Below are 13,627 nucleotides of genomic sequence, written 5' to 3' on the forward strand. Positions count from 1 at the left end.
ATGTTAATAGTATAATAAGTCTTGTCTTAATGATGAGCTAAAACTTAATAATCATTCATGAGTCAATTTTATGGAGAGATGTCTGAGCGGCTTAAGGAGCACGCCTGGAAAGCGTGTGTAGGGGAAACTCTACCAGGGGTTCAAATCCCCTTCTCTCCGCCATTTAAACTTTGTCGTGCTAGATGGGGAGTCAGCGGTGCCCTGTAACCTGCAATCCGCTATAGCAGGATTGAATTCCTCGCCTAGGCTATAAGCTGTGAGGTCTGGCCTATAAAAGTGGCGTTGAGAACTGGGTCCCACGCAACGGAAACTCATGAACCCCGTCAGATCCGGAAGGAAGCAGCGGTAAGTGATCATTTTCGTGTGCCGTGGATTAACCTGGTTTGAGCTAACTATATGGGTAACGCTCATAGTTTATTTGTCAAAGTGAGGTGCACGACATTATATAAGTTAGTATTTAATTGAAGATACCAAAATAGGTGTCTTTTTTTATTATATTCAACTTTTGAACATTGTCATATTAAATATACAGAATAGAATTTTAAAATAAATATTAATAAAATCTTATATTAATTCTGAATGTAATATAGGATATAATATAACTATATAAACAGAGAGAAAAGAAGGTGATTATATGGCTTACACCGCATTATATAGAGAATGGAGACCAAAGACTTTTGATGATGTAGTTGGTCAAGAGCATATAACTATTACGATTAAGAATCAAATAAAAAATAACAGAATAGCCCATGCTTATCTATTCTCAGGTACGAGAGGAACAGGTAAGACATCTACTGCGAAGATTTTCTCAAAGGCAGTAAATTGCTTAAGCCTCAAAGATGGAGAACCATGTAATGAGTGTGAAATGTGTCAAAAAATAAACTCGGGGCTTTCGATAGATGTGATTGAGATGGATGCTGCTTCTAAAAGAAATCTAGAAGATATAAGAGACGTTATCGAGAATGTAAAATACCCACCTCAGGAAGGAAATTATAAGGTTTATATAATGGATGAGGTTCATATGCTTACACAACAAGCAGTAAATGCCTTTTTAAAGACATTAGAAGAACCACCTTCAAATGTAATATTTATACTAGCAACAACAGATCCACAGAAGCTACCTGTTACAATACTTTCTAGGTGTCAGAAATTTGATTTTAGAAGAATAAAAAGTTCTCATGTATTTGATAGATTGAGGAAAATAGTTAATGAACAGGGAGTTTTTGCAGATGATAGAAGCTTAAATTTAGTAGCTAGAATGTGTGATGGAGCAATGAGAGACGCTTTGAGTATATTAGATCAAGCTATTTCTATGGGAGAAGGGAAAGTAGAGTATGATAGTTTAGTAGCGATGCTTGGGCTCGTTACTAATGAAAATTTACTTAATCTTACCAATAGCATAGTAGAAAAAAATGTTGAAGCATCTATGAAGATAATAGACGATATTGTATTCAGTGGCAAGGATATTTATACTTTTATAAGAGATATGATAAATCATATGAGGAACTTACTTATGGTAAAGGTTTCGCAAGATCCTGAGGAAATCTTAGATATGTCAGAAGAAAATATAAATCTTATAAAAGATCAGGCCCAAAAGATAAGGGTAGAAGAGATAATGAGAAATGTAAGAATATTGCAGGATGCAGAAGAGCAGTCAAAATGGACAAAACAAAGTAGAATATATCTGGAGCTTGCCGTTATAAAGATGTGTAAAATAGAGTATGACACTTCAAAAGAAGTTATACTTGCAAGGTTAAATAAAATAGAGGAAGCTTTAAAAAGTGGAACAATAAAAATATCTACAGAAATAAGTTCAACGAAGGCAGTTAAAAAAGAAATCAAAGAGAAGGTTGAAAGAGTTATTCCAGACGAGACAATGGTTCAATCAAAGGATGGAAATATATATTCAAGTGTTACCTTAGACATAGTTAGAAAAAGTTGGAGAGATATACTAGAGGCTTTTAAAAGCAGGAGACAGATGGTTTTATTTGCTGCGCTAACTCAAGGTAATGTAACCAGTTGTGAAAACGGAGTAATAACCATACAATATGATAGAAACTACGCCTTTCATAAGCAAAGGCTCGAGAAAGAAGAAAATAGAAAATTAATAGAGGATATATTTGCAGATATACTAAAAGATAGAGTAAAGCTACACTATATTATAGAAGGGGAAGAGGCTCAAAATATAGAGATTTCTACAGAACAGATATTGAAAGATGCTTTTGGAGAAGATTTAATCGAAATAATAGATGAATAAGATTAATTGTTTAAGTGAAATTTATAAAAATATGATATAATTAAAACTAAATTAATTAAATAAGGAGGCTTTAATTATGGCAAAAGGTGGATTCCCTAATTTTGGTGGGGGAAATATGAATAATATAATGAAACAAGCGCAAAAGTTCCAAAAGCAAATGGAAGATATGCAAGTTGAACTTGAAAATAAGGAATTTGAGGTTACTGTTGGTGGTGGAGCAGTTACAGTAGTTGCAAGCGGGAAAAAACAGATTGTAGATATAAGAATAAAACCTGAAGTTGTAGATCCAGATGACGTAGAAATGCTTCAGGATTTAATTTTGACTGCTTGCAATGAAGCTATAAAGAAAGCAGAAGAAGAGACTTCAGCTGAGATGAAAAAGTTAACAGGTGGACTTAATATTCCTGGAATGTTTTAAGAAACATAAAACTACCCCATCTTTAAAGATGGGGTTTTAAAATTGAGGTGATATATATGGATTTTTATCCAGTTGCAATTGAAAAACTTATAGAAGAATTTGCAAAGTTACCTGGTATAGGATATAAAACTGCTCAAAGATTAACAATTCACGTTCTAAACTTACCAGATGATGAAGTTAGGGAATTTGCAAATGCACTCGTTAAAGCTAAAGGGACAATAAAATATTGTTCTGTATGTGGGAACTTTACAGATAACGATCCTTGTTCAATATGTTCAAATCCAAATAGAGAAAAAGATACTATATGTGTTGTAGAGCAGCCAAAAGATATTATGACAATGGAAAAGGTTAAGGAATTCAATGGAGTATACCATGTTCTTCACGGGAACATATCACCTATGGCAGGAAGAGGGCCTGATGATATAAAATTAAGAGAGCTTATAAGAAGAATTAATGGAGAAGTTAAAGAAGTTATCGTAGCAACTAACCCTAATATAGAAGGAGAAGCTACTGCTATGTATATATCGAAAATATTGAAACCTTTAAGTGTAAAGGTAACAAGAATTGCTCATGGAATTCCTGTAGGTGGCGACTTAGAATATGCGGATGAGGTCACATTATCTAAAGCTCTAGAAGGAAGAACTGAGATTTAATGAATACTAATCCTAGTTTTTGTCAATTATTATAAGTGTGACAAAAATTGGGAGGTTTTTCATGAATAAAAATGTAATAGTCAATTACTTGGCGAAAAAAACTAAATATACGGTAGAACAAAAAAAGCTATTAAATGCCATAGATAAAGCTAGAGAAGAACTTAAAATAGCGCGAGATTATTTTAATGCAGTTAATGACCCAAGACTTGTAGATTATGCAATATATACAGAAGAAGCGGCAAAAGCAAAGTATGCTTATTTGTTAAATGAAGCTAAAAAAAGTGGTTTGAAAGTATATGGCGATAATGTTCTTCAAGATATAAGTGTGGGTTAGAAAGAGTATTAATAAAAATAAAAAGTAAAAGTTAAATGCTTTTACTTTTTATTTTTATTAATACTTTTATGTTATTAGAATATAAATTAATAATAGAAGTTGAGGAGGGATATATATGCAGTTTGAACTTATAGGTTATTTTTTAGTTGCTATACTAGGTTTGTATGTTTTAGTAAAGGTTTTTGCATGGCCTTTAAAGATATTATTTAATTTAATTGCTAATGGAGTATTTGGAGTCTTATTATTGATTTTAGTCAATTTCATTGGTGCTTATTTTAATTTTCATATAGGAATTAATGCTATAACAGCACTTATTGCAGGTTTTCTAGGGATACCAGGGGTTATTTTTCTTATAATATTTAAGCTGTTTTTATAGTTTATGTATTGAATTTATTTAACTGTAAGTCGGATATAGGAAAATATAAATTTTATTTTTAAAAAGCTAACCTTTTAACTTAGTATAAGGTTAGCTTAATTTAATTATAAAATATAATCTTATATATTAAGTTATATAAATAATTCATATATTCCAAGTAAGATTATAATAATTCCAGAGATTATGTTTGATTTACCCTGGAGAATTTGGGAAAAAAGCTTTTTTCCAAGAATATAACCTAGAGGTATTGCTGTGAGGCTAAAGGCCAATGTAAGGAATGAAGTTAAAGTAATGTTTAATCCAGTAATACTTGCTCCTATTCCTAGACCTACGTTGTTTAAGGCTAAAGCAATTCCTAAAGTAATAGATTCTTTTAAGTCTATAATTCCAGAGCTATCTATATCAGCTTTTTCAGGTGTAGATAAAATTTCTTTGTATTGGTTTCTATAATGTTCTACGTTATCTTTATTCTCTTCTAAGGTTTCAAGATTTCTATTATTATTTAGTATTATATTTTCCTTTATTGAACATATTATAAAAAATAATCCTAAACCTATTAGTATAACGCTTCCTATGGCGTTAGCTTTGTGTGAAGGTATAAGTTGCACTATTAACTTGCCACATAACATAGATAATAATGTTCCAACACAAGATATACAAGCTACTATAATATTACTTAATAAAGGTATTTTTAATTTCTTAATACCATAGGCAATACCTACTATAAGATTATCAAGGCTCGCTGAAACAACAAATAATAATATGGAAATGATATGCATAAGTAGTCTCCTTTTATAGCAATTACTATATATAATATTCATTATTAAAGAACTGGTTACAAAGATATAACATTATTTTGTCATTATAGATAAATTGTTGTATCATGAGTAAAACTAAATTTAAAAGTGTTATACTAAGATTATTGATGACTTAAAATAAAAATTGGTTTGAAATTATCAAGTATGGCTGCGTTTATTTAACTAAAAATATTGCTTTATGTTTTTAAAACATGCAACCTACTAAATACTACTAATTTTTAAAAACTGGAGATGATGTGGTGATTATAGAAAATAAGGTTATAAGAGCTAAGTTTATTCATAGACCTAATAGGTTTCAGGCTTATGTAGATATAAATGGCATAGAAACTAAAGTACATGTACCTAATACAGGAAGATGCAAGGAAATACTTATACCGGGATGTACTGTAATTTTGAGAGAAGAAAATAATCCACTAAGAAAAACAAAATATGATTTAATAGGAGGTTATAAAGGGAAGAAGCTTATAAATATAGACTCTCATATACCAAACAAGGTGGTATATGAAGCACTAAATAATAAAAAAATAAATTTATTAAGTAAATACAATAAAATAGAGAGAGAAAAGACCTTCGGAAACAGCAGGTTCGACTTTAGGTTAACAGATTCCAATGGAAATGAGTGTTATTTGGAAGTAAAGGGAGTTACATTAGAGGATGAAGGTAAGACGATGTTTCCTGATGCACCAACTGAGAGAGGGACAAAACATTTACTAGAGTTGGTTGAAGTTAAAAAGTTAGATAAAGAAGCAGCAGTGTTATTCTTAATTCAGATTGAGGATGTTGGGTATTTTTCCCCACATGATGAAATGGATAAAAAATTTGGTGAAGCTTTAAGATTTGCTAAAGAAAGTGGAGTAAATATTCTTGCTTATGATTGTTTTATTAAGGAAGATGCTATTGAACTTAAAAGTCAAATAGAAATAAGAATGTAATATTTCCGTTGAATAAAGATTTACATATAAATTATAATATAATTATGGTTTATAAGCATGAATTATGGGGGGGGTGAAACTACTCTAATGAGAGTAGTGTTATTATGAAGTTTAAATATTGTCCTATTTGCGGAAGGGAATTGGAAGAGAAATATAGTTGGGATGAAGGTGGCGTTCCATATTGTAGTATTGATGATGTTATGTACTTTGATACTCCTAAGCCATGTGTTATAGTAGCAGTTGTAAATGAAGGTAAGATACTACTTCTTAAACAAAGTTATATTTTTAAGGATTCTAAAGTGCTTTTATCAGGTTATGTGACAAGTGGAGAAACAATAGAAGAAACGGTTCACAGAGAAGTGTTCGAGGAAGCTGGTCTTAAAATAAGGGATTTGAAGTATTTAGGAAGTGAATATCTTCAAAGCAAGGAAATAATAATGCTTACTTTTATGGCACATTATGATGGCGGTGAATTAAAAAAATCATCTGAGGTAGAATGGGTTAACTGGAGTAATATTGAAGATGCATTATGTGAAATGAAAGAAGATGAGATTGGGAAGAGAGTAGTTAGAAAGGTTTTAAAGGAGATAGATTATAAAGGCGACAAGGCTTACAGGTGTGAAATAAGTAGCAACAATGATGTTATCTAATCTAATTTTATTTAAATGATTGAAAATAACAACAATAATATGCTAGTATAGGGTAACAAGTTTGTTTAGTTTGTTAAATAAAAGGGGAGGAAAAGATATGGCGAAATATGTACCAGAAATAAAAGGAATTCTTAGAAGACATATGATTCAGGTACCTGAAGTTATTAGAGAGGCCAGTGGTATAAAGGTATTTGGAAAGAGATTAAAATCCTTCATATTTAGTACAGATGTAGCAGTAATTAAAAATACTAATGCTGATGCAGTAATTGCAGTATATCCATTTACACCTCAACCGGTTATAACACAAGCAATTGTATCATCTGCAGATATACCAGTATTTTGTGGAGTAGGGGGAGGTATTACAACTGGTAAAAGAGTTGTAAATTTAGCACTAGATGCTGAATTCAAGGGTGCTATGGGAGTTGTAGTAAATAGTCCTACACCAAATGAAGTTATAAGTTATATGAGGGATACCATAGATATACCTATAATAGTTACTATAGTATCAGAACATGAGGATATTAAAGGTAGAATAGAATCAGGAGCTACTATTTTGAATATATCTGGGGCTAAGAAAACAGCATGTATTGTAAGACAAATAAGACAAGAATATCCCAATTTTCCGATAATAGCAACAGGTGGACCAACGCTAGAAAGTATAAAGGAGACAATAGAAGCAGGGGCTAATGCTATCACATTTACTCCTCCGCCTGCGGCAGATATATTAAGTGAGATCATGATTAATTACAGAGAAGAGTATGAACATAAAAAACATAATGATTAATCAATATGTGTACATGCATAATACATATCTTGTATTATGCTTTTTTTTTATTTAAAATAATACTTACAGATTACTGATTATTGAATAAATTTATAATTATTTTGAAGAATAATTATTGGAATGGATAGAATATTAAAATAGTTAAAGTTAATATATTGTTCACTGGAATAAAGAAGGAATAAGATAGGTAGACATAGAAAATATAAAATTTAAGGCTTAACACATTGTATAATTAATAAATACTATTAGGAGATGGGGTTATTTATGAAAGGTGCACTATATTACTTTAGTGGTACAGGAAATACCAAGTGGGTAGCAGATAAATTTAGAGATAACTTTAAGTTATATGATATAGATTTACACTTAATAAATATCGAATCAATAGAACAAGTTAATATAAAGTCATACAACTTTATTATTATTGGTTCTCCAGTTTATGCTGAAGTTCCACCTAAAATTGTAGAGGATTTTTTAAATAGGTTGCCTAAAGTAGAAAATCGAATAAGAACGGTTGTTTATTCAACTCAAGGAGCAAAATCTGCAGCAGCAGCCTCCATAATATCAAGAAAGCTAGAACAAAAAGGATATAATATTGTTATACAATCCAATATAAGAATGCCTAATAATTATTATTTTTATATAGGTAAAAAGCGTACAGATTTTGAACAAAAAGAAATGATGAAAGTTGCAAAAAAAAAGGTGGAGGAATTAACTAAGACATTTATAGATAATAAGCAAGTTAGGGAATCTAATTCTCCGTTTAGGGTTTTTTTTAGCAAGATTTCTAGCAGTGCATTTAAAAGCATGATACCTAAGCTATCAAAAAGTATTACATCTACAAAAGAGTGTACGAAATGCGGATTATGTCTTAGAAATTGTCCAAGAGGAAATATAACATTTGAAGATGGTCATGCAAATTTTCATAGCAAATGTATATTATGCTTAAGATGTATATATATCTGCCCCATAAATGCTATAAGGTATAAAGGAAAAGAGATAGATCAAATTCAAAAAGAAAGAATAAAGAGCTTAGATTTAAGCAATTAATATATTAAGAGGTGAAAAGATGACATTACTTATAAGTAATTGTAAAAGTTGTCCTGAGTTGAATAAAAATTGTGATGGTAAAGTAGAAGATTGTATGTGTAAAGAATGTCCAAGAAATCTTGGAAAATGTATCATAACAAGATATTGTACTGAGACAGAGTCTGTATTAAATTAAAACATAAGCAATTTAACTATTACATAAAAGAAATTTATTTAAAATATTTCAAAGATATTACTCCTATATTTTCATATAGGAGTTTATTTTTTAGAATTATATTTTTAATTAGGGTAATAATAGCTACATAAGCATATGAGTTGATGTATTTTAAGTAATAATTTTAAAATACTTAATTATTATTTATGCGTATTTTTAAGTGGATAATATTAAGTAGGAGTGATTTTATGGACTCAATACAACAAAAGATGCTAGTAGCAGAAAATTGTACAGAATATGAACCTAAATATTTTACTACAGCTATAAGCTTTATTTCTAGGGGATGCAATAGTTGTATAAGTTACATAAGTGGAAAGTGTAATAAGGAATTATTTGAAGTAATTGAGGAAAAGATAAGGTTGAACTAAAAGCGAAAGGGGAAAGTTATCATGACAAATAAAGAGGTTGTTGTAGGGAATAGAGAACAAATGATGCACGTGGCAAATTCGTGTGTAGGATATGAACCTATACATCAAGGAGTTGAATCTAATATTGGCACAAGTAGTAGCAAGAGTTGTGTAAATTGCAAGAATCTAAAAGATGGTTTATGTGTTAAAGATCTTTTCGATTCTGTTTTAACAAGTATAGACCAAACATAGAGCAGCAATAACTTTATATGAGTATTGTTATATAAGGTCCCAAAAGTATATTTTTTTATTATATAAAGTTTTAATTTATTTAACAAAATAATTATAAATTAATAATATTACTTAAGATTAGTTACAGAGTGAATATTCCTAATATATATTTTAGAAAATAAAATATTTTCTAAAATATATTGACATACTGTTATTTTGAAATTATAATAAAATACAAAGTTGGTAAAAATTAATACTTAAATCCGGTGAAGAGAATAGTAATAAAATTAGAGTTAAGAGAGTCAGTGGATGGTGTGAACTGATACTTGAAATTTTGTGAATCCGCCTCAGAGGATTATTACGATGAGTAATACGGAAAAAACCGTTATAACAATGAGAGAATCATATTTAAAGTATGATTAATTAGGGTGGCAACGCGAGTCAATCGTCCCTTCGGGGGTGAATTGGCTCTTTTTATTTTTAAAACTTAATATTTCCAATGAAGAGAATAGTAGTATAAGTTAAGGTTAAGAGAGTCAGTGGATGGTGTGAACTGATACCTAAAGCTTTTATGAATCCACCTCAGAGGACTATTACGATGAGTAATACGGAAAAAACCGTTATAACAATGAGATAATCATATTCTAAATATGATTAATTAGGGTGGCAACGCGAGTCAATCGCCCCTTCGGGGAGATTGGCTCTTTTTGTTTTCAAATAATGCTTTCACAATCTAAAACTTTAATAGTTTATAACTTTAATTTAACATAATAAATTTTAATATTTAATCAGGGGGTAATAATATGCATAAAAAATTATTCATTCCAGGGCCAGTTGAGGTGAAGAAAGATGTATTAGAGAAGATGTCAATGCCTATGATTGGACATAGAAGTAGAGAGGCTTCAGAACTTCAAAGAAGAATCAGTGATAAACTAAGAAAGGTTTTTAATACTGAAGAAGAGATACTTTTATCTACAACATCTGGTAGCGGGCTTATGGAAGGTGCGATAAGGTCTTGTACAGCTAAAAGGGCCGCAGTTTTTTCAGTTGGTGCCTTTGGGAAGAGGTGGTATGAGATGGCTAAATATAATAATGTACCAGTAGACTTATACGAAGCAGACTGGGGAAAAGCTATAACGTCAAAAGATGTTGATAAGGTCTTATCAACAGGTCAATATGACTTAGTATGTATTACTCATAATGAAACATCTACTGGTATTATGAATCCAGTAGAGGAGATATCACAAGTAATTAACAGATATCCCGAAGTAATTTGGTGTCTTGATACAGTAAGTTCAATGGGAGGAACAAAAATTGAGGTAGATAAACTTGGTGTAGATATATGTATAACGTCAAGTCAAAAGGCAATGGGTCTCCCTCCAGGAATTGCAGTATGTTCTTTTTCAAAAAAATCTGTAGAAAGAGCAAAAAAGGTAATTTTCAGAGGATACTATTTAGACTTATTAACGCTTTATGAATATATTCAAAAGAAAGATTATCAATATCCTTCAACGCCATCACTTTCCCATATGTTTGCGATGGACTATCAACTAGATAAAATGTTAAATGAAGGTTTAAATAATATATATGAAAGACACTTGGAGATGGCTAAGTATGTAAGAGAATGGACTAAGGAATATTTTGAATTATTTGCAGATGAAAGATATCTATCTAATACATTAACTACTATAAAAAATACTAGAAATATAAATGTTGGGGATTTAAATAAGGAACTCGGAAAAAGAGGATTTCAAATTTCAAATGGTTATGGAAAATTAAAAGAAAGTACATTTAGAATAGCTCACATGGCGGAATGTACTTTGGAAGATATAAAGGAACTTCTAGATAATATAAATGACATAATAAAAGTTTAGAATTAGCTTGATTGTTTAAATATTAATATATTTTTATAGAAAAGGGAGGAATTATTAATGATAAAAATATTAGTTTGTGATGGAATGGACAAAGCTTCTGTAGAGAAGTTAAATGAAAATGGGTTTGAAGTTGTAGATAAGCATTATGATGAAGAAGAGCTTAAGGAAAGAATAAAAGATTTTGATGTTATGATAGTAAGGTCAGCAACCAGGGTAAGAAAGTTACTAATAGATGAAGCTAGAAAAGGAAGGCTTAAACTCATAATACGTGGAGGAGTAGGAGTAGATAATATAGATGTAGACTATGCAAGAAAAAGTGGAATAAGGGTTAGAAATACACCTAATTCAAGTAGTGCTTCCGTAGCAGAACTTACTATTGCGCATATGTTCGCTTTATCAAGGTATATTCATTTATCTAATATAACAATGAGAGAGGGGAAGTGGGATAAGAAAAAATATACTGGTATTGAGTTAAGTGGAAAAACACTTGGACTTATAGGCTTTGGAAGAATAGCAAGGGAGGTAGCTAATAGGGCAGATGCTCTTGGAATGAACGTAATTTATACTGATAAATTGGGAATAGTTAACGGATGCAAATATGAATTTTATGATTTGGAAAATGTGCTGAAAAAATCAGATTTTATATCACTTCATATTCCATTTACGAAGGAAGAAGAACCGGTAATTGGAAAGAAACATTTTGAAATGATGAAGGATGGAGCCTATATAATAAACTGTGCAAGGGGTGGAGTTGTAGATGAACTTGCATTGATAGATGCATTAAATTGTGGCAAGATTTCAGGTGCTGGAATAGATGTTTTCGAAAATGAACCTATACCAAACTCAGAACTTATCAACAATCCAAAGGTATGTGTAACTCCGCACATAGGAGGATCTACAGATGAAGCTCAGGAAAGAATAGGAGAGGAAATAGTAAGCATAGTTGAAGAGTTTTTTAGTTATAGAGATAACTGTGTTGTAAATGCATAAGTGGGGGGAGAAAGATGACAATTTTAAAATCTTTTAAGGCTATAAGACCAATAAAAGAACTAGCACATAGGGTAGCAGCACTACCCTATGATGTTATGAATAGTGACGAAGCAAGAGAGGTGACCAAGAAGAATACTTACTCATTTCTTCATGTAGACAAGGCAGAAATAGACCTAGATAAAGATATAAGTATATATGATAAAAGAGTTTATGAAAAGGCTAGGGATAACTTGAATAAAATGATTGATAAAGGAATACTAGTAGAAGATAACAAGGATTATTTATATATTTATAGGTTAGTAATGAATGAAAAAGTACAGACTGGAATAGTTGGTTGTACATCAATAGATAATTATATTGATAATAAAATAAAAAAACATGAGTATACTAGGGAAGAAAAAGAAATAGACAGATTTAATCATGTCGATATTTGCGATGCAAATACTGGACCAATTTTCTTAACTTATATGTATAATAAGGAAATTAATGATATAATAGAATTATGGACAAAAAAAGAACCTATATATAATTTTAAGGCAGAAGATGGCGTAGAACATATAGCATGGATTATAGATGATGAGCATATAATACGTAATATATGCAATATATTTACTAATATAGATAGCTTGTATATAGCAGATGGTCACCACAGAGCAGCATCAGCAGTAAAAGTTGGTTTGAAAAGAAGAGTGGAAAAGGTTAATTATACTGGAGATGAGGAGTTTAATTTTTTCTTATCTGTACTTTTCCCACATTCAAACCTAAGTATTATGGATTATAACAGGATTGTTAAGGATTTAAATGGACTTTCTACTGAAGAATATATGCTTAGGGTTTCGGAAAAGTTTGATATAAGTATATATGAAGGTAAGGGTTCATATAAGCCTTCTTGTAAACATACTTACGGAATGTATCTTAATGGAAAATGGTATGTCCTTACAGCTAAAAAAGGAACTTATGATCCTAATAATCCTGTTCATAGATTAGATGTATCTATTCTTCAAGAAAACTTATTAAAGCCAATTTTGGGAATTAAAGACCCAAGAACGGATAATAGAATAGACTTTATAGGTGGAATTAGAGGTCTTAAAGAACTCGAAGGAAGAGTAGATAAAGAAAAAAATGGGGTATCCTTCTCTATGTATCCAACTGCAATAGAGGATTTAATCAATATTGCGGATGCGGGAGAAGTGATGCCCCCAAAATCAACCTGGTTTGAACCAAAGCTTAGGAGTGGTTTGTTTATTCATAGCTTGAAATAATTGTCCCCCTCAAATAATCTTTGACTGCTTGATAAAAAAGATTGAATAAAGAGGGTAAAAACAAGAGCAAGTCTCATAGGGATTTACTAAAAAGAGAGATATATTGAAATAGGTTTAAGAATTAATGGATAAGGCTAAAACATCGATTTTCAAGGCATGTGAGTGTATTGAAATAAGATGCTGACAGATCTTATCCCTTTTTTATGCCTTTTTTCTACTCAGTTTTCTTCAAGCTTTTTTATACTAAATTGAATACTGATATAGATGTATTGGTGATAAAAAGCCTACCTTATATTATTAATTTTATTAAAATAAGAAATACAGGATAGAAAAGTTATAGGGATTAAGTTGCCCAAGACAAGACAGTTAGGAATATAACTAAAATCTTTGGCAACTTAAAAAATAAGAAGGACTTTTGGATGGTATGGAGAATATTTAAA

General features: G+C 30.6%; 16 protein-coding genes, 1 tRNA gene, 1 other RNA gene and 2 other annotated features. Of the genes, 17 read left to right on the forward strand and 1 reads right to left on the reverse strand.

Going from position 1 to position 13,627, the window contains the following annotated elements; genetic code table 11:
* The first annotated feature begins 72 nt into the window (after positions 1-72).
* From AC0N0V_RS23905 to AC0N0V_RS23935, 7 genes are all read left to right on the forward strand, one after another.
* Positions 73-162, forward strand: a tRNA-Ser gene (locus tag AC0N0V_RS23905).
* Positions 163-173: 11 nt separating this feature from the next.
* Positions 174-439: signal recognition particle sRNA large type (gene ffs / locus AC0N0V_RS23910), an RNA gene on the forward strand.
* A 195-nt stretch (positions 440-634) separates the two neighbouring features.
* Positions 635-2,257, forward strand: coding sequence for a DNA polymerase III subunit gamma/tau (gene dnaX, locus AC0N0V_RS23915; RefSeq protein ID WP_474461425.1), 1,623 nt, complete (start codon positions 635-637; stop codon positions 2,255-2,257).
* A gap of 76 nt (positions 2,258-2,333) precedes the next feature.
* Positions 2,334-2,675, forward strand: a complete 342-nt coding sequence (locus AC0N0V_RS23920; protein ID WP_474461426.1) for a YbaB/EbfC family nucleoid-associated protein — start codon at positions 2,334-2,336, stop codon at positions 2,673-2,675.
* Between the two features lie 56 nt (positions 2,676-2,731).
* On the forward strand, positions 2,732-3,328 hold the full coding sequence (recR, locus tag AC0N0V_RS23925) for a recombination mediator RecR (RefSeq protein ID WP_474461427.1): 597 nt from the start codon (positions 2,732-2,734) through the stop codon (positions 3,326-3,328).
* 61 nt (positions 3,329-3,389) lie between these two features.
* A complete protein-coding gene (locus AC0N0V_RS23930) occupies positions 3,390-3,662 on the forward strand; it encodes a YaaL family protein (RefSeq protein ID WP_474461428.1) in 273 nt (90 codons plus the stop codon).
* A 115-nt stretch (positions 3,663-3,777) separates the two neighbouring features.
* On the forward strand, positions 3,778-4,038 hold the full coding sequence (locus tag AC0N0V_RS23935; protein WP_474461429.1) for a pro-sigmaK processing inhibitor BofA family protein: 261 nt from the start codon (positions 3,778-3,780) through the stop codon (positions 4,036-4,038).
* 131 nt (positions 4,039-4,169) lie between these two features.
* Here the strand turns inward: AC0N0V_RS23935 and ytaF are convergent, their stop codons facing one another.
* Entirely contained in the window at positions 4,170-4,817 is a 648-nt protein-coding gene (ytaF, locus tag AC0N0V_RS23940) for a sporulation membrane protein YtaF (RefSeq protein WP_474461430.1), read from the reverse strand.
* Between the two features lie 278 nt (positions 4,818-5,095).
* On the opposite strand from ytaF, the gene sfsA reads away from it, so the two are divergent.
* The 10 genes from sfsA (at position 5,096) to AC0N0V_RS23990 (ending at position 13,187) form a co-directional block, all read left to right on the forward strand.
* Positions 5,096-5,788 carry a DNA/RNA nuclease SfsA gene (gene sfsA, locus AC0N0V_RS23945; protein ID WP_474461431.1) on the forward strand — a complete coding sequence of 231 codons (693 nt, stop codon included), beginning with the start codon at positions 5,096-5,098 and terminating at the stop codon, positions 5,786-5,788.
* Between the two features lie 104 nt (positions 5,789-5,892).
* Positions 5,893-6,438, forward strand: a complete 546-nt coding sequence (locus AC0N0V_RS23950; protein WP_474461432.1) for an NAD(+) diphosphatase — start codon at positions 5,893-5,895, stop codon at positions 6,436-6,438.
* Positions 6,439-6,535: 97 nt separating this feature from the next.
* Entirely contained in the window at positions 6,536-7,222 is a 687-nt protein-coding gene (locus AC0N0V_RS23955; RefSeq protein WP_474461433.1) for a beta/alpha barrel domain-containing protein, read from the forward strand.
* 264 nt (positions 7,223-7,486) lie between these two features.
* A complete protein-coding gene (locus tag AC0N0V_RS23960; RefSeq protein WP_474461434.1) occupies positions 7,487-8,269 on the forward strand; it encodes an EFR1 family ferrodoxin in 783 nt (260 codons plus the stop codon).
* A gap of 19 nt (positions 8,270-8,288) precedes the next feature.
* The gene (locus AC0N0V_RS23965; RefSeq protein ID WP_474461435.1) at positions 8,289-8,444 is read left to right on the forward strand and encodes a hypothetical protein; all 156 of its coding nucleotides are present in this window, start codon (positions 8,289-8,291) and stop codon (positions 8,442-8,444) included.
* A 227-nt stretch (positions 8,445-8,671) separates the two neighbouring features.
* Entirely contained in the window at positions 8,672-8,851 is a 180-nt protein-coding gene (locus tag AC0N0V_RS23970; RefSeq protein WP_474461436.1) for a hypothetical protein, read from the forward strand.
* Between the two features lie 21 nt (positions 8,852-8,872).
* Positions 8,873-9,082: a hypothetical protein gene (locus AC0N0V_RS23975; protein WP_474461438.1), complete on the forward strand. Its 210-nt coding sequence runs from the start codon at positions 8,873-8,875 to the stop codon at positions 9,080-9,082.
* Positions 9,083-9,318: 236 nt separating this feature from the next.
* Positions 9,319-9,517: a binding site (T-box leader), on the forward strand.
* A gap of 34 nt (positions 9,518-9,551) precedes the next feature.
* Positions 9,552-9,752: a binding site (T-box leader), on the forward strand.
* A gap of 112 nt (positions 9,753-9,864) precedes the next feature.
* Entirely contained in the window at positions 9,865-10,935 is a 1,071-nt protein-coding gene (locus AC0N0V_RS23980; RefSeq protein WP_474461439.1) for a pyridoxal-phosphate-dependent aminotransferase family protein, read from the forward strand.
* Positions 10,936-10,992: 57 nt separating this feature from the next.
* On the forward strand, positions 10,993-11,925 hold the full coding sequence (locus AC0N0V_RS23985; RefSeq protein ID WP_474461440.1) for a D-2-hydroxyacid dehydrogenase: 933 nt from the start codon (positions 10,993-10,995) through the stop codon (positions 11,923-11,925).
* Between the two features lie 14 nt (positions 11,926-11,939).
* Positions 11,940-13,187 carry a DUF1015 domain-containing protein gene (locus AC0N0V_RS23990; RefSeq protein ID WP_474461441.1) on the forward strand — a complete coding sequence of 416 codons (1,248 nt, stop codon included), beginning with the start codon at positions 11,940-11,942 and terminating at the stop codon, positions 13,185-13,187.
* Positions 13,188-13,627 lie beyond the last annotated feature (440 nt).

Source organism: Clostridium sp. CS1-1, assembly GCF_056135525.1.